Below are 22,611 nucleotides of genomic sequence, written 5' to 3' on the forward strand. Positions count from 1 at the left end.
GCCATTCGCTACTCACCACTCGCCCGTGCCGTAGGCACGGTCTGCCCGTTGTTAATGCTTGATCGAGGTCGCCAGCGGTGTTCTGCTCAAAAAAGCTGCTGGAGTACCGCACCCCGTGTCGATCTACGTCGCATTGCACCACGTCACGCATTACAAATACGACCGTCCGATCGATCTTGGCCCGCAGACGATCCGCCTGCGGCCGGCGCCGCACACGCGGACGCCGGTCCTGAGCTATTCGCTCAAGGTCACGCCATCAGATCATTTCGTGAACTGGCAGCAGGACCCGCAAGGCAACTGGCTCGCGCGCTACGTCTTTCCGGAAAAAGCCACCGAGCTGAAGATCGAGGTCGATTTCACGGCGCAGATGACCGTGGTCAATCCGTTCGACTTCTTCGTCGAGCCTTATGCCGACAGCTTTCCGTTCGAATATTCGAAAGACCTGAAGACGGAGCTTGCGCCTTATCTCGAGACCATCAAGCCGGATCGCCTGTTCGCGAAGTTCCTCGACACGATCCCGCACGAAGCCCCGAACACCGTCAACTTCCTGGTCGATCTCAATCGCGAGCTCCAGAAGCACGTCCGTTACATCATCCGCATGGAGCCCGGCGTGCAGACACCGGAGGAAACGCTGTCCTCCGGCGCCGGCTCGTGCCGCGACTCCGCCTGGCTTCTGATCCAGACTTTCCGTCATCTCGGTCTCGCCGCCCGTTTCGTCTCCGGCTATCTGATCCAGGTCCGTCCCGACATCGATCCGATCGAGGGGCCGCCGGAGGTCGAAAATGATTTCACCGACCTGCACGCCTGGGCCGAGGTCTATCTGCCCGGCGCGGGCTGGATCGGCTTCGACGCGACCTCCGGCATGCTCGCGGGCGAGGGGCACATCCCGGTTGCCGCCACGCCGCATTATCGTTCGGCGGCGCCGATCTCCGGCGGCGCCGGCTTTGCCGAGGTCGATTTCGCCTTCGACATGAGCGTCCGGCGCATCCGCGAGGCGCCGCGCATTACAAAGCCGTTCTCCGACGAATCCTGGACACGGCTCAACGATCTCGGCGAGCAGGTCGACGGCGATCTTGCCGCGCAGGACGTGCGGCTCACCATGGGCGGTGAGCCGACCTTCGTCTCGGTCGACGATCTCGAAGCGGCCGAATGGAATACGGAGGCGGTCGGCCCGACCAAGCGGGCGCTCGGCGACGATCTGATTCGCCGCTTGCACGCGCGCTTCGCGCCTGGCGGGCTGCTGCACTACGGCGAGGGCAAATGGTATCCCGGCGAGAGCCTGCCGCGCTGGGCGTTTGGCCTGTACTGGCGCAAGGACGGCGTGCCGATCTGGAAGAATGCCGATCTGATCGCCAAGATCGAGAATCCGCGGCGCGCCGAGGTCAAGGACGCCCAGGCGTTCGTGGAGGGCACCGCGTTGCGGCTCGGGCTCGATCCCGGCTACGTCATGGCGGCCTATGAGGACACCGCCTACTGGCTGCAGAAGGAGGCCGAGCTTCCGGTCAACGTCGATCCCTCCGACTCCAAATTGTCCGATCCGGAAGCCCGCGCGCGCATGGCGCGTGTGTTCGACGAGGGTCTCAACACGCCGCGGGGCTTCGTGCTGCCGGTGCAACGCTGGAACGCACCGCCGCGTTGGCGCAGCGAGCGCTGGCAACTCCGGCGCAATCATCTGTTCCTGATGCCGGGCGATTCACCGCTGGGCTTGCGCTTGCCGATCGGCTCGCTCGGCTATGTCCCGCCCAACCAATATCCCTACATCGTCGAGCAGGACCCGATGGAGCCGCGCGGCAAGCTGCCGGTGTTCACTCTCCCGGCGCTTCCGGAACCGCCGCCGCGGGTCGCGCCCGAGCAGCTCAACACGGCGGTCCCGGTCCGCACCGCGATGTCGGTGGAAGTCCGCAACGGCGTGCTCTGCGCCTTCATGCCGCCGGTCGAGCGCATCGAGGATTATCTCGAGATGATCGCAGCCCTCGAAGCCACCGCCGAGGAGATGCAGCTCCAGGTCCATGTCGAGGGCTATCCGCCGCCGTTCGATCCGCGCGTCGAGGTCATCAAGGTGACGCCCGATCCCGGCGTGATCGAAGTCAACGTCCAGCCGGCAAAGAATTGGCGTGAGGCCGTCGACATCACTGTCGGGCTCTACGAGGATGCCGCCAAGAATCGTCTCGGTGCCAACCGCTTTCTGGTCGACGGCCGCCACACCGGCACCGGCGGCGGCAATCACGTCGTGGTCGGCGGCTCGAGCCCGCAGGACTCGCCGTTCCTGCGCCGGCCCGATCTCTTGAAGAGTCTGGTCTTGTACTGGCAGCGGCATCCGTCGCTGTCCTACTTCTTCTCCGGCCTGTTCATCGGCCCGACCAGCCAGGCGCCGCGCATCGACGAAGCCCGCCACGACAGCATCTACGAGCTCGAGATCGCACTCTCGCACGTGCCGCCGCCGGGCACCCAGGCGCCGCTGTGGCTGGTGGACCGGTTGTTCCGGCACCTGCTCGTCGACATCACCGGCAACACCCATCGCGCCGAGATCTGCATCGACAAGCTCTATTCGCCTGACGGACCGACCGGCCGGCTCGGCCTCGTCGAATTCCGCGCGCTCGAAATGCCGCCGGATCCGCGCATGTCGCTGGCGCAGCAGCTCTTGATCCGCGCTCTGATCGCAAAATTCTGGCGCGAGCCGCAACAAGGCAAGTTCGTGCGCTGGGGTACCGCGCTGCATGATCGCTTCATGCTGCCGCATTTCATCTGGGAAGACTTCCTCGAAGTGCTCTCCGAGCTGAAGCAATCAGGCTATCCGTTCGAGCCGGAATGGTATCTGGCCCAGCTCGAATTCCGCTTCCCCGCCTTCGGCCGTGTCCATCATGGCGGCGTGACGCTGGAGCTGCGGCAGGCTCTGGAGCCCTGGCATGTGCTCGGCGAGGAGGGGTCTGCCGGCGGCACCGTGCGTTACGTCGACTCATCGGTCGAGCGGCTCCAGGTCAAGGCGGAAGGCTTCGTCGAGGGCCGCCATATCGTCACCTGCAACGGCCGTCGCCTGCCGATGACCTTCACCGGCCGCTCGGCCGAAGCCGTGGCCGGCGTCCGCTTCAAGGCCTGGCAGCCGGCCTCAGGCCTGCACCCGACCATTCCCGTTCACGCGCCCTTGACCTTCGACCTGATCGACACCTGGAACGGCCGCTCGCTCGGCGGCTGCGTCTATCACGTCGCCCATCCCGGCGGCCGCAGCTACGACACCAAGCCTGTCAACACCTACGAGGCCGAGGCGAGGCGGCTGGCGCGCTTTCAGGACCATGGCCATACGCCGGGCCCGATGCAGCCGCCGCCCGAGGAACGCACAAATGAGTTTCCGCTGACCCTCGACTTGCGGACCCCGCTCCTGCAATGAGTATGATGCCGGGGCAGGGAGAGGCGCATGGGCGAGGGCGCAGCCGAACAGGACGACAAGGCGGACAGGGCGCAAGGACAGCGTGAAGGCCAGCGCCGCCTTTCGCAATGGGTCCGCGACTATCGCCGTCTGCCCGGCATTCCCGACGAGTTCCTGGGCTCCGATGGCGCCCCGCGCGCGGTCTGGAGCCGTTTCTTCGATGCTTTTGGCGCGCTTGCGCCCAACGAGGTCGAGCGGCGGTTCGGCATGGCCGACCGTCATCTGCGCGAGGCCGGCGTCACCTATCGCGCGCCCGGCGAGAGCGCCGACCGGCCGTGGTCGATCAGCCATCTGCCGCTGCTGATCGACGAGGCCGACTGGAAGCAATTGTCCGACGGCATCACCCAGCGCGCCGAGCTGCTCGAGCTCGTGCTGGGCGACATCTATGGCGAGGGCCGGCTGGTCGCGGAAGGCGCGTTGCCGGCGGCCGCGATCGCCGGCAGTCCCGAATATCTCCGTCCTGTCTGCGGCGTGCCGCCGCCGGGCGGGCGTTATCTTTCGCTCTACGCGGCCGACGTCGGCCGCGGACCCGACGGGCGCTGGTGGGTGCTCGGCGATCGCACGCAGGCCCCCTCGGGCGCGGGCTATGCGCTGGAGAACCGCCTGGTGCTCTCGCGCGCCTTCTCCGATCTCTACAAGTCGATGAACGTACCGCGGGTCGCGCCGTTCTTCGAGGCTTTTCGCGATAGTCTTCGTGCGCGCGCCGACCGCGACGAGCCGCGCATCGGCGTGCTCACCCCCGGCAGTTTCAGCGAGACCTATTTCGAGCACGCGACGTTGGCGCGCTATCTCGGCTTCCTGCTCGTCGAGGGCGACGATCTCGCCGTAAGCGACGACCGCATCCACATCCGCACGGTGGCGGGCCTCAAGCGCCTCGACGTGCTGCTGCGCCGTGTCGATTCCAACTCGCTCGATCCGCTCGAGCTCGATGCCTCCTCGCATCTCGGCGTGCCCGGCCTGATCGACGTGCTGCGCAAGGACGGCGTCGTCGTCGCCAACATGCCGGGCTCCGGCGTGCTGGAGGCGCGTGCGATGCTCGGCTTCCTGCCGGCGCTCAGCCGCCGCCTGCTCGGTGAAGAGCTGAAGATGCCGCACATCGCGACCTGGTGGTGCGGCCAGCGCTCGGCGCGCGACGAGGTGCTGTCGCGGCTCGACGAGGTCGCGATCGAAGGCGCCTATGGACGCGGCGTGCCCGGCTTTGACAGCAACGGTCCGGTGTTGGCGAGCGAGCTCGACGCCGCCGGACGCAAGCGCCTGATCGACTCCATCGCTGCGCGCGGCATGGACTATGTCGGCCAGGAGGTGGTGCGGCTCTCGACCATGCCGGTGTGGGACCAGGGACAGATCACGCCCCGTCCGTTCGTGCTGCGCGTGTTCGCAGCCGCGACGCCCGACGGTGGCTGGGCCATCATGCCCGGCGGCTTCTGCCGGATCGCCGAGCAGGCGGATGCGCGCGCGGTGTCGATGGGCGACGGCGCGCGCTCCGCCGACGTCTGGGTGGTCTCGGACAAGCAGGTCTCGACCGCGACGCTGCTGCCGGCGACCGACAAGGTGCGCATCCGCCGCATCGCCGGCGTACTGCCGAGCCGCGCCGCCGACAATCTGTTCTGGCTCGGCCGCTATCTCGAACGCGCCGAGGCGACGCTGCGGCTGGTGCGGGCCCTGGGCTCGCCGAGCGGACCCAACAAGGGCACCGCGGCCTCGCTGCAATCCGCCGAGCGTATCCAGCGCTTGCTGGTGGCCTGGGGCGCGATCTCGCAAACATCGCGCGCGGCGCCCGGACGCATCGTTGCCGAAGCGCTGCAGAGCCCGGAGCGTTCCGGCTCGGCGCTGTCGCTGGTCCGCGCGGCCCAGCGCACGGCGACCTCCCTGCGCGAGCGGTTGTCGCCCGACGCCTGGCAAGTCATCACCGAGATGGCCGAGCGGCTGGCCTGGAAGGTCGAGGGCGACGACAGCGTGTTGAGCGCGGCCGAGCTGACCCTTCAGGAGCTCGCGAGCTTTGCCGGCCTTGCCCATGAAAACATGAACCGCGCCGCCGGCTGGCGCTTCCTCGACGTCGGTCGCCGCACTGAACGCGCGATCAACACCACGCGTTTCGCCCGGCAGTTTGCCTATGACGAAGCCGGCGACGAGGATCTCGATATCCTGCTGACGCTGGTGGATTGCCAGATCACCTACCGCTCGCGCTATCTGCTGGCGCCGATCCTGGCGCCGGTGCGCGACCTCGCCGTGCTCGATCCCTACAATCCGCGTTCGGTGGCGTTCCAGGTGACGACGCTGAACGAACACATTGCCGCGCTGCCGAGCCTGAAGGAGCACGGCCTGATCGAGAAGCCGCAGCGGCTTGCGGTCGCGATGCAGGCGATGCTCGCGACCGCGGAGGCCGAGAAGCTCGAGGTCAAGTCGCTGTTCGCGCTGGAGCAGGATCTGCTCAGCCTCGCCGAGGCGGTCGGCCAGCACTACTTCCCGCACGGCCCCAATGCCAGCCGGCCGGAAAAGCTGACGGGGCTCGCGTGATCTACGACATCCGTCACGTCACCACTTACGAGTATGAGAGTCCGGTCAGCTTCGCCCGCTGCACGCTGCGGCTGGAGCCGAGGAGCGGCAATGGCCAGGAGCTGGTCTCGCACAATGTCGAGATCCGTCCGCGCCCGGCCGAGCGTCACGTTCGCCGCGATTTCTTCGGCACCTTGACCGAGAGTGTCGTGATCGAATCGCCGCACCGCAATTTGCGCATCGACTCGCGCTCGCGCGTGTCGGTGTCGCGCCAGCCGCCGGCGCGCGCCGCTGTCAGCCCGGCCTGGGAAAGCATTCGCGACATCGCCTTCGAGGCGACGAGCCTCGGACCGTCCTCGCCGGTCGGCTATGTCTTTGCGAGCCCGCTGGTGCCGGTGCTGGGGCCGGTCAGCGCCTATGCGGCGGAAAGCTTTGCACCCGGCGCGGGCATCCTCGCCGGAGCGGTCGATCTCATGCATCGCATCCGCACCGAATTTCGCTACGACCCCAAGGCGACGGTGATCTCGACACCGCTCGACGAGGTCTTCGCCAAACGCCATGGCGTCTGCCAGGATTTTGCCCATGTGATGATCGCAGGGCTGCGCGGGCTGGGCCTGCCCGCGGCCTATGTCAGCGGATATTTGCGCACCATCCCGCCGCCGGGCAAGCCGCGCCTGCAGGGCGCCGACGCCACCCATGCCTGGGTGTCGCTGTGGTGCGGGGCGGAGCTTGGCTGGGTCGATTTCGATCCGACCAACGATCTTATGGTCGCTGGCGACCATATCGTGCTCGCGGTCGGCCGTGACTTTTCCGACGTTTCGCCGGTCGACGGCATCATCGTCGGCTCGCCGAAGCAGAAGCTGAGCGTGGCCGTCGACGTGTTGCTGGTGGAATGATTGCGGGGCCTGCGGTCCCGGCGAGGCTCCCGTCAGGTGTATCGAACCGGCCCGCAACCGCGATATCGCGGGGCACAACCGCAACATATTTCCGTATTTTCGTCCCAGGATTTGGTCACCCGGCCCAAGATGCGCTATGCTCGCTATTGCGTCGAGGACAAGAACGAGACTTCGGGAGCTGACGTGGGACACCACCGACAAGCGGGGCTGCATCCATGATGACGTTACCGAGACTGGCGGCGGAATCCCTGGAGAAGTTGCTCGGTACGTTCATGCGTCGCCGGTACGACGAGACTTCCGCAAGCATCGTCGAGAGCGCGACCCGCACCGCGATGGAATGCATCGGCAACAGCGATGCGCTCTATCACAATATCGAGCACACGATGCTGGTGACGCTGGCCGGCCATTCCATCCTCAGTGGCCGAAGTCTTCATACGCATCTGTCGGCCGAGGACTACGTCCATGTCCTGATCGCCTGCCTCGCCCACGACATCGGCTATGTGCGCGGCCTGTTCGAGGAGGACGACGCCGACGGTTTCGTGATCGACGCGTCGGACGCCAAGGTCTCGTTGCCGCGCGGCGCATCGGACGCGAGCCTGATGATGTATCACGTCGACCGTTCCAAGCTTTATGTGACGCGGCGGCTGCGACATATTCCCGGACTGGATCCGGATCGCATTGCCCGCGCCATCGAGGGCACGCGGTTTCCGGCCCGGGAAGGCCAGGACTATGACGACGAGGCCTCGATCCTGCGCGCTGCCGACTTCATCGGCCAGCTCGGCGACCCCAACTATCTGCGCAAGGCGAACGCGCTCTACTACGAGTTCGAGGAGGTCGGCATCAACCGCCAGCTCGGCTACGACTCGCCGGCCGACGTCGTGAACCGCTATCCCCAGTTCTACTGGAACAGCGTCGCGCCGCACATCCAGACCGAGATCGGCTATCTCAACAAGACCGAAATCGGCCGGCAGTGGATCGCCAACCTCTACAGCAACGTATTCCGCGCCGAGCGCGACATCTCGCTGTCCGGGCCGCAAAAATAGCTCCGCTTAGTAATGCAACAAAAATCAGTCACCACCGACATCCTCGACATCGCCTATCGTGAATACGGCGCGCCGGACGGCTGGCCCTGCATCATGGGCCACGGCTTTCCCTACGATGTGAACGCCTATGCCGAGGCCGCGCCGGTCATCGCGCAAGCAGGCGCGCGGGTGCTGGTGCCCTGGCTGCGCGGCTACGGTCCAACGCGTTTTCGCTTCCCGGAGACGCCGCGCTCCGGCGAGCAGGCGGCGCTCGGCGCCGATCTGCTGGCCTTCATGGACGCGCTTCACATCGCGCGCGCGGTCGTGGGCGGTTATGACTGGGGCGGGCGCGCTGCCTGTGTGGTCTCGGCGCTGTATCCCGAGCGCGTGGTCGGGCTCGTCTCCGGCAATTCCTACAACATCCAGAACATCGCCCGCGCCATGGAGCCGGCCTCGCCGCCGGAGGAGGCGGCGCTCTGGTATCAATATCTCTTCCACAACGAGCGCGGCCGCCGCGCGCTGGAACGCAACCGGCGCGGCTTTGCGCGCCAGCTCTGGGCGATGTGGTCGCCGACATGGGCGTTCGATGATACGACCTTCGAGACAAGCGCAGCTTCCTTCGACAATCCTGATTTCGTCGATGTCGTGATCCATTCCTATCGTCACCGTTACGCGCTGGTCGCGGGCGACCCCGCCTACGCGGGAATCGAGGCAAAGCTCGCCGCCCAACCACAGGTCCGCGTTCCCACGATCGCGATCGACGGCGACAGCGACGGCGTCAATCCCGGCACCGCCCATCACGCGCACAAGTTCGAAGGCTTCTTCGAGCGGCGCGTGTTCGCGGGTGCCGGTCACAATCTGCCGCAGGAGCGGCCGGCCGAATGGGCGCAGGCCGTCCTCGATGTGCGGAAAGCGGCCTCGTAGAGCCGGGTTTCTCGTTTCGCTGTCTTGCCGCGCTCGTAGCTTCCAATTTTTCCTGATCCCGGGAACCTTTTCCAATTGCAGCCGTCCAAGCTGTGGGCCGCTTTCTGGATGCGGTTCGTTGCAGGGAGATTCTCGATGAAGACGCAAACGCGCAGGCTGGAACGTGTCGCCGTTGCGCAGGCGCCGAGCGAGCGGCCTGAGAGGGCGGAGGTCGAGCAGGCGATCCGGACCATGATCCGCTGGGCCGGCGACGATCCCGCGCGCGACGGTCTACGCGAGACGCCGGACCGGGTCGCGCGCGCCTTCGAGGAGTATTTCTCCGGCTATGCGCAGGATCCGACCGAAATCCTGCAAAAGACGTTCGAGGAGATCGAAGGCTATGATGAGATGATCGTCCTGCGCGGCGTTCGCTTCGAAAGCCATTGCGAGCACCACATGGCACCGATCGTCGGCCGCGCCTGGGTCGCATATATCCCGCAGGGGCGCGTCGTCGGCATCTCCAAGCTCGCGCGTCTCGTCGACATCTACGCCAAGCGGCTTCAGATCCAGGAGAAGATGACGGCGCAGATCGCCAACACGATCAACGACGTGCTGAGGCCCGAAGGTGTCGGGGTCATCATCAAGGCAACGCATCACTGTATGACCACGCGCGGCGCGCACAAGCCCGGGACCGACCTCGTCACCAGCCGCATGCTCGGCGTGTTCCGCGACAATGCGTTGTCACGCCAGGAGCTGCTGGGGCTGGCCAATTCGGACGATTGATCCGCGACGGCTCAAGGAGGCCACGCCATGACCGAAGACAAGAAGCCAAGCGGGCCCGACCTGAGCAGTGGCGTGACGCTCGCCGAGTTCAACGACGGAAAATTGCTCGGCCATGTCGGCGAGGAAGACGTCCTGCTGGTGCAGGCCGGCAGCGAGATCTTTGCGATCGAGCCGGCCTGCAGCCACTATCACGGCCCGCTCGCCGAAGGACTGGTGGTTGGCGACACCATCCGCTGCCCGTGGCATCATGCCTGCTTCTCCTTGCGGTCAGGCGAGGCGACCCGTCCGCCGGCGCTGAATCCGCTGGCAGTGTGGGAGGTCTCGCGCGATCAGGACAAAATCGTCGTTCAGCGCAAGCGCGAGATGCCGAAGCCTTCTGTGCCTCACCGTACGGCGCCAACGCCGGAAAAATTCGTCATCATCGGTGGCGGCGCGGCGGGTTTCGCGGCGGCACACACGCTGCGTCGCGAGGGCTTTGCCGGCGCCATCACGATGCTCAGCCATGACAGTGCGGTGCCGGTGGACCGGCCCAATCTCTCCAAGGATTACCTCGCAGGCAATGCGCCGGAGGATTGGCTGCCGCTGCGGGGCGAGGACTACTATCAGGACGCCGGCATTGATCTCAGGCTCAACACGACTGTGGCCGCGATCGAGGCGAAGACGCGCAGCGTGATCCTGGGCAACGGCGACAGGCTGCCGTTCGATCGGCTCCTGCTCGCGACCGGCGCCGAGCCGGTCAGGTTGCAGATTCCGGGTGTCGACCAGCCTCATGTCCACACCCTGCGCTCCCTCGCCGACAGCCGCGCTATCATCAAGGCAGCCGGCAGCGCGAAGCGTGCGTTGGTGATCGGCGCCAGCTTCATTGGCCTCGAAGTTGCGGCGTCCTTGCGGGCACGCAAGATCGAGGTGCACGTGGTCGCGCCGGACGAACGGCCGATGCAAAAGGTGCTCGGTCCCGAGATGGGCGACTTCGTGCGCGCGCTGCATGAGGAGAATGGCGTCAACTTCCATCTCGAGGACACGGTGGAGAAGCTGGACGGCGCGCGCGCCACGTTGAAGAGCGGCGGCGTGATCGAGGCCGAACTTGTCGTGGTCGGCATCGGCGTCAAGCCGCGCCTTGCGCTCGCCGAACAGGCGGGGCTTGCGGCCGACCGGGGCGTCAGCGTGAGCGAATATCTGGAGACCAGTGTATCCGGCATCTTCGCGGCCGGCGACATCGCGCGCTGGCCAGATCCGCATTCGCGGCAAACCATCCGCGTCGAGCACTGGGTCGTGGCGGAGCGGCAGGGCCAGACCGCGGCGCGCAACATGCTCGGCAAGCGCGAGCGCTTCGACGCCGTGCCGTTCTTCTGGTCGCAGCACTATGAGGTGCCGATCAACTATGTCGGCCACGCCGAGAGCTTCGACGACGTCGCGATCGACGGCAGCATTTCCGGCAAGGACTGTCTTCTGAAGTACCGCAAGGGCGGCCGCGTCCTTGCGATCGCTTCAATTTATCGGGATCTCGACAACCTCAAGGCCGAGCTGGAGATGGAGCGGACGCGCGGCTGAGACGCCGCATCCGATCTTGATTTACGTCAATGTGCTGCCCGCGAGGGCTGCCGTGCTGGCTATCGCCCCGGTGCGGCCCGCGCTATCCTGGCGTGCGCTCGCGGGCTTCCCATGCAGGAGTAACTGTCATGACAAGTGCCTCGGAAATCTCCCATCCTTCCAGCCTGGGCTCCGGCATCTCGGCCTTGCATGCCAAATGGGGCTGGATCGTCGCGCTCGGTCTCGTTTACCTCGTCGCCGGCTTCGTCGCGCTCGGCAGCATGGTGATGGCGACGGCGGCGAGCGTCATCGTCGTCGGTGCCATGATGATCGTGGCTGGTATCACGGAGGTGATCGGCGCGTTCCAGATGAAGAGCTGGGGCAAGTTCGTGATCTGGGCCTTGCTCGGCGTGCTCTACATCGTCGCGGGCTTCCTCACCTTCGAAAATCCGCTGTTTGCTGCAGCGTTGCTGACGCTCTTCCTCGGCGCATCGCTGATCGCCTCGGGCGCCGTCAGGCTGTTTCTCGCCTTCAGCATGAAGCGCGAAAGCCCGTGGGTGTGGGTGGCGCTCTCGGGCGCCATCACGCTGTTGCTCGGTCTGCTGATCGTGGCGCGCTGGCCGGTGAACAGCGTCTACATCCTCGGCCTGTTCCTCGGAATCGACTTGATCATGGCGGGCGCGGGTTGGGTCTCCTTGGGCTTCAGCCTGCGGCGACGCCACTAGCTGATCAGCAACTCGACGCAAGACCGTCTTGTGGAACTCCGCTGATCTGACGTGCTGACAAAAGCAGCACGCCGCGCTGTCGCCTCGCGCGGAGGATCATCACCGGGGAGAAACCATGAAAGCCGCTTTGGTCCTGGCCGCAGCGCTCGTTGCCGCCTGTCTGTCCACGCCCGTCTCCGCGCAGAAATCCTACGGTCCCGGCATCACGGACACCGAGATCAAGATCGGCAACACCATGCCCTATAGCGGGCCGGCCTCGCTGCTCGGCATTACCGGCAGGGTGATCTCGGCCTATTTCGACGAGGTCAACGAGAAGGGCGGCGTCAACGGCCGCAAGCTCAATCTCTTGTCGCTCGACGACGCCTTCTCGCCGCCGAAGACCATGGAAGCCGCGCGGCGGCTGGTCGAGGGCGATGGTGTCGCCTTCATCTTCGCGACCATGGGCACGGCGCCAAGCTCGGCGATCGCGAAATATCTCAACAGCAACAAGGTGCCGCAGCTGTTTCTGATCAGCTCGGCCTCGAAGTGGAACGACCCCGCCAACATGCCGTGGTCGATGGCGCTGCCCTGGGCGCCGAACTACACCAGCGAGGCCGCGATCGACGTCGCCTATGCCCGCGCCAAGAACCCGAATGCGCGCTTTGCGGTGCTTTATCAGAACGACGACGCCGGCAAGGAATATCTGCGCGGCGTCAAGGAGGCGCTCGGTGCAGACGCCGACAAGGCGATCGCGATGGCGTCGAGCTTCGAGGTCGCCGATCCCACCGTCGATTCCCAGGTGCTGACGCTCGCCAACACCAAGGCCGACGTGTTCATGATTTACTCTGTGACGCCGCGCGCCTGCGCGCAGGCGATCCGGAAAGCGCATGAAGTCGGCTGGCAGGCCACGCGCTTCCTCGCCTCCGGCTGCGCCAACAAGGCCACCGTGATGGTGCCGGCCGGGCTCGATGCCGGCAAGGGCGTGCTGTCGCTCGGCTCGCTCAAGCCGTTCGTCGAGGTGCCCAGAGACGATCCGGCGATGACGGCCTATATCGACTTCATGAAGAAGCGCCTGCCCAATGCCGATATCAACAACGTCGCCGGGCTCTACGGCTACACCGTCGCCGAGGCATTGGTGGTGCTGCTGAAACAGTGCAAGGACAATCTCACGCGCGAGAACATCATGGCGCAGGCGGCGAACCTGAAGAGCGTGCCGCTGTCGCTGCTGATGCCCGGCATCACGCTCAACACCACGCCGCAGGATTTCCGGCCGATCAAGGACGGCTACATGCTGCAGTTCGACGGCAACGACTGGATCGTGGCGAGCGAGCTGTTGCGCGGGACGTGACGCGCTGACCGCGAACGGAGGATGCCATGGACTTTCACCACTCCGCGCGTTCGCTGGAGCTGCAGGAGCGCGTCCGCCGGTTCATGCGGACGCATGTCGAGCCGGTCGAGGAGCTCTATTACGAGCAGGTCAAGCCGGAAGCCACGCGCTACAAGACGCCGCAAGTGTTGCAGGATCTGAAGCGGCTCGCGCGCGAGCAGGTGCTCTGGAACCTGTTTCTCTCCGGCGAGCACGGACCCGGATTGACGAACCTCGAATACGCCCCGGTGAAGGAGATCATGGGCCGTATCCTCTGGGCGCCCGAAATCTTCAATTGCTCGGCGCCCGACGTCGGCAACATGGAGGTGCTGGCCAATTACGGCACGAAGGCGCAGCAGGAGCGCTGGCTGAAGCCGCTGCTGGAAGGGCGCATCCGCTCCGGCTTCTCGATGACGGAGCCGCAGGTGGCCTCCAGCGATGCCACCAACATCCAGTGCCAGATCAGGCGCGATGGCGGCGACTACGTCGTCAACGGCCGGAAGTGGTTCACGTCAGGTGCGATGAACGAGGATTGCGAGATTTTGATCGTGATGGGCAAGACCGCGCCCGACGATCCCGACCGCCATCGCCAGCAATCCATGATCCTGGTGCCGAAAAACACGCCCGGCGTCCGCATCATCCGCGACATGCTCACCTACGGCTATGACGACGCGCCGGTCGGCCACCCCGAGATCGTCTACGAGAATGTCCGCGTGCCCGCCGAGAACATCCTGCTCGGCGAGGGCCGCGGCTTCGAGATCGCGCAGGGCAGACTCGGCCCCGGCCGTATCCACCATTGCATGCGGCTGATCGGCTGCGCCCAGCGCGCGCTCGAATTGATGTGCCAGCGCGCGGTCTCCCGCACGGCCTTCGGCAAGCCGCTCGCAGACCAGGGCTCGGTCCGCGAGGACATCGCAAACTCCTTCTGCGAGATCGCGCAGGCGCGGCTGTTGACCTTGCAGGCCGCCGACAGGATGGACCGTGACGGCAACAAGGCCGCGCGCGACCTGATCGCGGCAGCCAAGATCGTGGTGCCCAGCATGGCGGCCCGCGTCATCGACCGCGCCATCCAGATCCACGGCGCCGCTGGCGTCTCGCAGGATACGTTCCTCGCCCGCGCCTATGTCTACGCCCGCTTCATCCGCATCGGCGACGGACCGGACCAGGTGCATCTGGCTGCGGTCGGGAAGGAGCTGATCAAGCGGGGCGGGGTGATGGCGGGGTAGGGCTGTAACCCCTTGGCTTGGCGCGAGTGACAGGTTTCATAGGGGGAAACCGGGAACCCGGACGCTCCTGCAGGGTCCGTAGCAGGGCGGCGGCGTGGGGTGATAGGCCGATATCTTCCCTTGGGCGCGTACTCACGGAATGGCAAAACTCCGGCGACTAGCGGCGTTTTCTTCGCGCGTCGTGATGGCGTAGCGCATCGACGATCACCTTGAATGCCGCCGAATTCTGCCGCGAGGTCGGATAATAAATGTAATAGCCGTCGAATTTCGGCGACCAGTCGTCGAGCACGACGACGAGCTCCCCGGACCGGACCTGCGGCGCTACCATGTCTTCGGGGAGATAGGCGATGCCAAACCCTTTCACGGCGGCGTCGATCATCGCGCGGGAGTCGTTGAAGGTGAGCTGCCCTTCGACACGGACCCTGAGATCGGGACCGTTCTTGGCGAACTCCCAGACATAGTGACCGCCGGCCGCCACGCGCCGCTTGATGCAGGCGTGCTTCAGAAGGTCTTGCGGGTGCCTCGGTCTCGGATGCTCCTTCAGATAGGCCGGCGAGGCGACCGCGACGAGCCGCCAGTCCGGGCCGATCCGCACCGCGATCATGTCCTTCTCGATGCTCTCGCCGAGGCGGACGCCTGCATCGAAGCCGTCTTCGACGATGTTGCGGAAGGCCGTATCCAGACTGAACTCGACCTTGATGTCGGGGTATTCCTTCAGGACCGGTGACAGCTTCGGCCAGACGACCTTTTCGAGGGCGTGGTCCGACAGCGTGATCCGGATGGTCCCCGACGGCGTGTCGCGCAGCGACATCAGCGCCGCGATGTCGCGCTCGATCTCCTCGATGCGGGGCGCAACCGACGCCTGAAGCCGCTCGCCCGCCTCGGTCAGGCCGACGCTCCTTGTGGTTCGCGTCAGCAGCCGCAGGCCCATCTGCGATTCCAGCCGCTTGATCGTATGGCTGAGCGTCGACTGCACGACGCCCAGTTTCGCGGCGGCCTTCGTAAAGCTGCGCTCGCGGGCGACGGCCACGAAAGCCAGCAAATCGTTGAAATCCTGGCTTGCCATGGCAGCCAGTATTCATGGCCTACATCGATCAATGCAAGCAAATTATATCGGCTAATCGAATGCCGGTCCCGGGCCTATGTGTTGCCGTGAACGGCGCCAGATGGGCGCTTCCCGACATATGGATGCCCGATGGACGTCACGACCGATCAGAAGACGACGCGGCCGACGGCCGCGTGGAGTGCGGTTTTCGCGCTGTCGCTTTGCGCCTCGACGCTGGTGGCATCCGAGTTCATGCCTGTCAGTCTGCTCACGCCCATCGCGCACAGCCTGCATTTGACCGAGGGGCAGGCCGGGCAGGCCATTTCCATATCCGGACTCTTCGCCATCCTCACCAGTCTTTTCATCTCGGCCGCAACGCGCGGGATCGATCGCCGGCGTGTCCTGCTGTGCCTCACCGGCGTCACGCTGGTCTCGGGAATCGTCGTGGCCTTCGCGCCCAATTATCCGCTCTTCATGGCCGGGCGTGCGCTCGTCGGCATGGCCGTCGGCGGCTTCTGGTCGATGTCGGCTGCAACGATGATCCGCATCGTGCCGTCCAAGGATGTGTCGCGCGCACTTGCGGTCCTCAACGGCGGCAATGCCCTTGCAACGACGATTGCCGCGCCTCTCGGCAGTTTCCTCGGCCAGTACATCGGCTGGCGCGGCGCGTTCTTTTGCGTCGTGCCGATTGCCGCGCTGACCCTGCTTTGGCAATTCGTCACGCTGCCCGGCATGCCGAGCCGGGAGCACGCAAGCGCCTCGGCGGCATTCAGGGTCCTGCGCCGCCCCGGCGTGGCCTACGGCATGCTCGCGGCGGCGCTTTTCTTCCTCGGACAGTTTTCGCTGTTCACGTATTTGCGGCCCTTCTTCGAAACGGTGACCCGCATCGACGTCACGACCATTTCGGCACTGCTGCTCGTGATGGGCGTTGCCGGCCTTGCCGGCACGTCCCTGATCGGATTTGTCATCCGCCAGCGTCTTTATGCCTGCCTCGTCATCATGCCGTTAGCCATGGCCGCGATTGCCGTTGCGCTGACGGCCTTCGGCGCCTCACTCGCCGCGACAGTGGCGCTGATGTTCCTGTGGGGCTTCGTCGGTACGGCGGCACCCGTGGGCTGGTGGACGTGGGTCAGCACTGCGCTGCCAGACGACGCCGAAGCGGGCGGCGGCGTGATGGTCGCGGTGGTTCAGCTCGCGATCACCATGGGTGCGGCTGGAGGCGGTGTAATGTTCGACCACAGCGGTTATCGCGCCACGTTTCTGTTCAGCGCCGTCATCCTCGTGCTCTCGTCCCTGGTCATCTTGATCGGAGCCCTTCGTCGCAGGGCAAGAGCTGACGCGCCATGCGCCGCCTGCGTGCCGGCAAGCCGGGCTTTGTAGTCAAGCCTTGTGATCAGGCCTTGTGACTGGCTTCGCGTGCGACAGCCCGGCAAGGTGTTCGATCCCACGCTGCCGATGGACCAAGTTGCCGCGGGCAACAAGGCGAGGGACCAGCGCCGCGCGATCAAGACCCTGCTGATGGTGTCACGACCGGTAGGACAGCTCCTCTCGTCTGAAGCGACATTTTGTCGACCCAACCCCGTCATCATCCGTTCAAGATTCGCGGCTAATCTTCCATGCGACGATTGGTTCGCCGGATGTACGCGGGTTGGATCGCAAGCCCCGGCATCCGTGCTGGGGTTTTTTGTGCGGCCTCGCGCGATGAGCCAAGACATCGATCGAAGCGCGGCCGGGCGATTGATGCTGCGCGTTCCCGGCGCTCATGGGAATCCGGCAATCGGTGAAGCCCGCGCCGGGAGGTTCAACCCGGCGGGATTTCGTCGAGCGGCCAGATGGGACGGCGGACTTTTCGGTAGGAAAGCTTGGTGTGATCGTTGGTGGCAAGGCCGCCGCTATCGGCCAGGATCACTTCCTTGGCCATCGGCCCGAAGGCAGCCCGGAAGTGGTGCGCAGACTTGACTGCGACGATCCGGAATTGAGCCGGTTCTGCTCCGAGAATTCGAAACATTTCCTGATCGTAGGTTTGCAGCGTGTTGGTCGAAATCGCGATGGAGATGCCGTCGACCTCGAGCAAGGCCGTGGGCCCGAGCGTCATGGGCTGACCGGCATTCATCGGTCCCTCGCATACGAAGGCGCCGTCCGACAGGCCGGTCACCCGCCCGGTCAGCATGAGCGGAGGTCCGTAGCTGGCGGGATGGCGCTTGGCGCCGACAACAACATCCAGGCTGGCCCCGAGGCCCGCGGCATGGCAGACCGCCGCGGCTTCGCCGTCGCCGAGGACGCCGAAGAGCACGCTTCGGATTTCGGCCTGCAGCAGCGCCTCCAGCAGGCGGACGCCATCGCCGTAGGCGCCTGAACCCGGGTTGTCGCTGAAGTCGGCGATCACGAGGGGACGGGTATCCGCGACGTCAGCTGCGGCTGCGGCGGCAAGCTTCGTTGCGGTTGGCAAGTCGAGCGGCGTGACGGTGACTTCGGCGCGCCGGCGGACCATCTCGTCCTGGAGCGCGGCCGCGGCCTGCCGCGCGGCCGCTTCGGCGGCGTTGTGGGAGGCATCGTAGGTGATCTGAACGCTGGGGCCGACCTCGGCAATGTCCGAGCGGCTGAAGCCCGCGCAGACATCGACGGACAAAAGGCCGGGCGTTTGCGCCTGCATGTCCGCGGCGCGCGTCAGCAAATCACTCATCACGCCGCCCTGGGTCCGTCCGTGATTGCATCCGTCGAGCAGGAGTCCCTGCAGGCGGAATACCCTCGGGCGGGTCGTGCCGTCCATCGCCGACTGCAGCAGTTCAGCGGCGCGGAACGCCGTCTCATACTGGTCGATGTGCGGATAGGTGCGGTAGGGCAGCATGATGTTGGCCAGCCGGCCCATGCGTTCCGTGACGTTGGCATGCAAATCGAGCGTCACCGCAATCGGGATCGTTTCGCCGAGATGCTCGCGCAATCCTTCGAGCAGTGCCCCCTCGGCGTCGTCGTCGGTCTCGGTCACCATCGCGCCGTGCAGTGCGAGGATGACCCCGTCGAGCGGCCTGGTTTCGCAGGCCTCGTAGACCAGGCGCTGCAATTCGGCCCAGCACTCGGCCGTCACCTTGCCGGATGGCGTGGCCGCGGCGGCGAGCGGCTGCACCAGGGTCCAGCCGTAATTTTTGGCTGCGGCCAGATGCGCGGCGATCTCCATCCTGGTGTCGGCCAGCGCCGCGGCGATCTCGGCATCACGCAGAAACAGCCGCTTGCGATAGTCCTCGAGCGTCGTCGGAACGATCGAGAATGTGTTGGTCTCGTGGGCGACTTGCGCCGAGAGAACGCGCCGCGTCTGGCTCATGGGAATCCTTCTTGGTCTCGCTTTATACAATCTGACGAAAGCTCACATGCAAGGGGCTTGCCGCTATCGATCGTGCATCTGCAGGCGTCCGTTCAATAGCCCAACCCGCTCGTCGATCCTGGCCAGCGCCGTCGCAGGATCGAGATGTTCGATATCATCCACGTCCCAGTCCCGTGCGTGGCGCCGCCTTCCGACCGACGGCAAGAATTGATTGCAGCTCACCATTGCCACGATGACATCATGCCAGTGTTTTGCCCGACGCGTCAAACCGGTTTCGTAAAATCAGCAGCCATCTTCGTTGGCCGCAAAGCCCTTGATATGGCAGGCCCCGTCTACTGTGCATGGGGTTGTTTTCGAGATTCTATCGGAGCAGGCGGCGGCGCTGCCGCCGTCGCAGGCCGCGCCGTCATCCCGCCTTGGCGATACGGCCGTCCGCCGAACCCGAGCGCAGGTTCTGGAAGAATTTCTCCACCTCGCGCGACAGCGTCTCGGCCGTCGCGGTCAGGCTGCTCGCCGCCGTCAGCACGGAGGAGGCCGCCGTGTCGGTCTCGCCGATGGCGTCGCGAAGCGAGGTGATGTTGGCCACAAGCGTCTCGTTGCCCTGCGCAGCCGATTGCGCGTTGGACGAGATCTCTCGTGTCGCCTGGTCCTGCTGGCCGATGGCGCCGGCGATCGCCGAGGTGACATCGTTGATCTCGCGCACCGCGCCGCCGATCTCGCGGACGGCGTCGACGGCATTGCGTGTGGAGGCCTGGATCTGGCTGACGTTCTCGCCGATCTCGGCGGTCGCCTTCGCGGTCTGGCCTGCCAGTGCCTTCACTTCGTGGGCGACGACGGCGAAGCCGCGGCCGGCGTCACCGGCGCGGGCGGCCTCGATGGTGGCGTTGAGCGCCAGCAGATTGGTCTGCTCGGCGATCGCCTGGATCAGGCTGAGCACGCCGTCGATGCGTTGTGTGGCCGCCGCAAGGCTCTCGATCTCGGCGATCGATTTCTCGGTGCGCTGGCCGGTCTGCTCGACCGCGCTGGCCGACTGCCGCACCTGCCGGCCGATCTCCACCACCGACGCCGACAGCTCCTCGGCCGCGCCTGCGACCGCCGTGACGTTGTGGGAGGCCTGCTCGGTGGCGTTCGCCGCCGTGCCGGCGCGGCTGCTCGCGTCCGCGGTGACGCGGGTGATGGTCTGCGCGGTCTCGCGCATGACGGAGGCGTTGTCGCTCAGCCCGCGCATGATCGCGCCGATCGCCTCGCCAAACGCCTCGACGGATTGCTCGATGTGGCGGGTGCGTGCCTCGCGCGCGGCGGAATCCTGCGAGACCTGCGAGGCGAGGTTGCGGTTGCGTCCCATCGCGTCCTGGAAGATCTGGATGGCACGGGCCAGCGCGCCGATCTCGTCGGCGCGGTTGCTATGCGGCACCACGACATTCTCGGCGCCGTCGGCGACCTGCTTGATGGTCGCTGTGATCGCCGAGAGGGGACGTGCGATCGAGCGGGCAATGATGACGATGCCGATCACGACCAGCGCCAGCGCCACGCCGCCGAGGCAGGTCAGCACCAGCGACAGGATGCGGTTGGTCTCGGTCTGGTGCGCGATCTGCATGGCGCGTTCGGCATAGACCTTGGACAGCGCCTCGAGATCCTTGTTCAGCGCCGAGCGCACCGCGCGGTTGGCCTCGTTGTCGCCCCATTCGCGGCCCGCGGCCGCATTGATCTCGACTCCGCGGCGCACCAGCTCCTTGCGGAACTCGACGAACTGCTCGATGCGCTTCTTGAAGGTGGCAAACTGCTCGGAATCGTCGGCCTTGACGATGCCCTCCCAGTGCTTCACGACGCTCAGGATCTGTTCGTTGAACTTGAGCAGGCCGTCGCCGTATTTCTTCACGACGGCGGGCTCGGTCGACATGTAGACGCCGCGCGATTCCATCACGACCGCATAGACGAGCGAGTTGACCCGCTCGACGTTGAGCGCGGCGGCGTTCGCCGTCTCGATCGCGCTGGTCAGCTCGGCGCCGCGCCGGCTGTTGTAGTCGGACAGCATCGCGATCGCCGCCGTCAGCAGCGCGAATAGCGCGAAGATTGCGTACAGCTTGGTCGCAAGCGAGAAACGGCCCGCCAGGCGAGCGGCATTCCCAGATTGGTCTGATGTCATGGTGCAGGGCCCGAATGGCCGGGAGCGGCCGGAGAGCGCGGTCGTACAAATCGATGCAGAACTATGCAGAATGAAGATGGACGCTGTGTTAACGCAGGGTCTGGCCCCTTCGCCCCTGGTCGAAAGAAAGGTAAGATATTTCAGCGTCTTGATCTGAAGGTATAGTCTTGGAGGTATAGTCTTGGGATCACGCGGAAGTCGGTCACTGGCCGAACGAACCCCGGAGGGGCCTTTGATCTACCGCCACAGCATCGACGCCACGACCTACACATTCCCTGATTTGCGCGATCTGCTCGCCAAGGCGACGCCGCCGCGCTCCGGCGACCGGTTGGCCGGGATTGCCGCCGCCAGCGCCGAGCAGATGATCGCGGCGCGGATGGCGCTCGCCGACGTCCCGCTCGGACAGTTTCTGCAGGAAGCCGTCGTCCCCTACGAGGCCGACGAGGTCACCCGCCTCGTCATCGACAGCCACGACGCCAGGGCGTTCGCGCCGGCGACATCCCTCACCGTCGGTGGCTTCCGCGACTGGCTGCTGTCGGACGCCGCGACGCCCGAAATCCTGCGCAAGCTCGCACCCGGCATCACCCCGGAGATGGCGGCGGCGGTCTCAAAGCTGATGCGCAACCAGGATCTGATCCTGGCGGCGCGGAAATGCGAGGTCACCACCGCTTTCCGCAACACCATCGGCCTGAAGGGCCGGATGAGTACCCGGCTCCAGCCCAACCATCCCTTCGACGACGCCAGGGGCATCACTGCCTCCATCCTCGACGGCCTCCTGTTAGGTGCCGGCGATGCCTGCATCGGCATCAACCCGGCGAGCGACGATCCGGCCGTGATCGGGCAATTGCTGCGGCTTCTCGACGAGGTCATCGCCCGGCTGAAGATCCCGACGCAGGCTTGCGTGCTGACCCACGTCACCACGACGCTGGCCCTGATCGGGCAGGGCGTGCCGGTCGACCTCGTCTTCCAGTCGGTCGCCGGCACCGAGGCCGCCAACCGCAGTTTTGGCATCGATCTGCCGCTTCTGAAGGAGGCACAGGCGGCCGGGCTGTCGCAGAAGCGCGGCACGGTTGGCGAGAACGTGATGTATTTCGAGACCGGGCAGGGCTCGGCGCTCTCGGCCAATGCCCATCACGGCGTCGACCAGCAGACCTGCGAGGCGCGCGCCTATGCGGTCGCCCGCGCCTTTGCGCCATTGCTGGTCAACAGCGTGGTCGGCTTCATCGGCCCGGAATATCTCTACGACGGCAAGGAGATCATCCGGGCGGGGCTGGAAGATCACTTTTGCGGCAAGCTGCTCGGCCTGCCGCTCGGGATCGACATCTGCTACACCAACCATGCGGAGGCGGACCAGGACGACATGGACAACCTCCTGACGCTGCTCGCCGCCGCCGGCGTCACCTTCATCATGGGCGTTCCCGGCGCCGATGACGTCATGTTGAACTATCAGTCCACGTCTTTTCACGACGCGCTCTATGTCCGCGACGTCTTCGGCCTGCGCCGCGCGCCGGAATTCGACGACTGGCTGGTGCAGTCGGGCATTGCGGGCGCCGATTTCCGTCTTGCCGGCGATGCAGGCCTGTTGCCCGATTTTGCCTCTCGGCTGATCGCCTGACGCCGCCGAACCAATTCCCTTCAGGAAACCATTGGGGCCTCTGGCGAATTAAGATGATGCCACAATATTGAGAAATTCCGGCGGCAGCATTACGCTATGTGTCTGGCTGGCAATTTCCGCAGCTATGTCGAGCGTG

At 65.6% G+C, this 22,611-nt stretch carries 15 protein-coding genes; 12 read left to right on the plus strand and 3 right to left on the minus strand.

The window, feature by feature from the left end:
• Window positions 1-115: 115 nt before the first annotated feature.
• From IVB31_RS01275 to IVB31_RS01320, 10 genes are all read left to right on the plus strand, one after another.
• Window positions 116-3,385 carry a transglutaminase family protein gene (locus tag IVB31_RS01275; RefSeq protein WP_247317606.1) on the plus strand — a complete coding sequence of 1,090 codons (3,270 nt, stop codon included), beginning with the start codon at window positions 116-118 and terminating at the stop codon, window positions 3,383-3,385.
• 27 nt (window positions 3,386-3,412) lie between these two features.
• Entirely contained in the window at window positions 3,413-5,941 is a 2,529-nt protein-coding gene (locus IVB31_RS01280; RefSeq protein ID WP_247317608.1) for a circularly permuted type 2 ATP-grasp protein, read from the plus strand.
• Window positions 5,938-6,816, plus strand: a complete 879-nt coding sequence (locus tag IVB31_RS01285; RefSeq protein WP_247317610.1) for a transglutaminase family protein — start codon at window positions 5,938-5,940, stop codon at window positions 6,814-6,816. Before IVB31_RS01280 ends, IVB31_RS01285 begins: the two co-directional genes overlap by 4 nt.
• A 215-nt stretch (window positions 6,817-7,031) precedes the next feature.
• Window positions 7,032-7,859 (plus strand): metal-dependent phosphohydrolase, encoded by an 828-nt coding sequence (locus IVB31_RS01290; RefSeq protein ID WP_247317612.1) that lies wholly within the window; start codon window positions 7,032-7,034, stop codon window positions 7,857-7,859.
• Window positions 7,860-7,871: 12 nt separating this feature from the next.
• Entirely contained in the window at window positions 7,872-8,762 is an 891-nt protein-coding gene (locus IVB31_RS01295) for an alpha/beta hydrolase (protein WP_247317616.1), read from the plus strand.
• Window positions 8,763-8,897: 135 nt separating this feature from the next.
• Window positions 8,898-9,524 carry a GTP cyclohydrolase I FolE gene (gene folE, locus IVB31_RS01300; RefSeq protein WP_247317618.1) on the plus strand — a complete coding sequence of 209 codons (627 nt, stop codon included), beginning with the start codon at window positions 8,898-8,900 and terminating at the stop codon, window positions 9,522-9,524.
• A gap of 27 nt (window positions 9,525-9,551) precedes the next feature.
• A complete protein-coding gene (locus IVB31_RS01305; RefSeq protein ID WP_247317621.1) occupies window positions 9,552-11,075 on the plus strand; it encodes an FAD-dependent oxidoreductase in 1,524 nt (507 codons plus the stop codon).
• A gap of 128 nt (window positions 11,076-11,203) precedes the next feature.
• The gene (locus IVB31_RS01310; protein ID WP_247317622.1) at window positions 11,204-11,779 is read left to right on the plus strand and encodes an HdeD family acid-resistance protein; all 576 of its coding nucleotides are present in this window, start codon (window positions 11,204-11,206) and stop codon (window positions 11,777-11,779) included.
• A 115-nt stretch (window positions 11,780-11,894) separates the two neighbouring features.
• Window positions 11,895-13,106, plus strand: a complete 1,212-nt coding sequence (locus IVB31_RS01315) for an ABC transporter substrate-binding protein (RefSeq protein WP_247317624.1) — start codon at window positions 11,895-11,897, stop codon at window positions 13,104-13,106.
• 26 nt (window positions 13,107-13,132) lie between these two features.
• A complete protein-coding gene (locus tag IVB31_RS01320; RefSeq protein ID WP_247317625.1) occupies window positions 13,133-14,350 on the plus strand; it encodes an acyl-CoA dehydrogenase family protein in 1,218 nt (405 codons plus the stop codon).
• A 157-nt stretch (window positions 14,351-14,507) separates the two neighbouring features.
• Here the strand turns inward: IVB31_RS01320 and IVB31_RS01325 are convergent, their stop codons facing one another.
• Window positions 14,508-15,416 (minus strand): LysR family transcriptional regulator, encoded by a 909-nt coding sequence (locus tag IVB31_RS01325; RefSeq protein WP_247317629.1) that lies wholly within the window; start codon window positions 15,414-15,416, stop codon window positions 14,508-14,510.
• A gap of 129 nt (window positions 15,417-15,545) precedes the next feature.
• Here IVB31_RS01325 and IVB31_RS01330 point away from each other — a divergent pair, with 129 nt between their 5' ends.
• Window positions 15,546-16,775, plus strand: coding sequence for an MFS transporter (locus IVB31_RS01330; protein WP_247317631.1), 1,230 nt, complete (start codon window positions 15,546-15,548; stop codon window positions 16,773-16,775).
• Between the two features lie 421 nt (window positions 16,776-17,196).
• Here the strand turns inward: IVB31_RS01330 and IVB31_RS01335 are convergent, their stop codons facing one another.
• Entirely contained in the window at window positions 17,197-18,714 is a 1,518-nt protein-coding gene (locus IVB31_RS01335) for a M81 family metallopeptidase (protein WP_247317632.1), read from the minus strand.
• A 406-nt stretch (window positions 18,715-19,120) separates the two neighbouring features.
• On the minus strand, window positions 19,121-20,860 hold the full coding sequence (locus tag IVB31_RS01340; RefSeq protein WP_247317634.1) for a HAMP domain-containing methyl-accepting chemotaxis protein: 1,740 nt from the start codon (window positions 20,858-20,860) through the stop codon (window positions 19,121-19,123).
• 232 nt (window positions 20,861-21,092) lie between these two features.
• On the opposite strand from IVB31_RS01340, the gene IVB31_RS01345 reads away from it, so the two are divergent.
• The gene (locus tag IVB31_RS01345; protein ID WP_247317636.1) at window positions 21,093-22,475 is read left to right on the plus strand and encodes an ethanolamine ammonia-lyase subunit EutB; all 1,383 of its coding nucleotides are present in this window, start codon (window positions 21,093-21,095) and stop codon (window positions 22,473-22,475) included.
• Window positions 22,476-22,611: the final 136 nt, after the last annotated feature.

It is taken from the genome of Bradyrhizobium sp. 21, assembly GCF_023073335.1.
Lineage (GTDB): Bacteria > Pseudomonadota > Alphaproteobacteria > Rhizobiales > Xanthobacteraceae > Bradyrhizobium.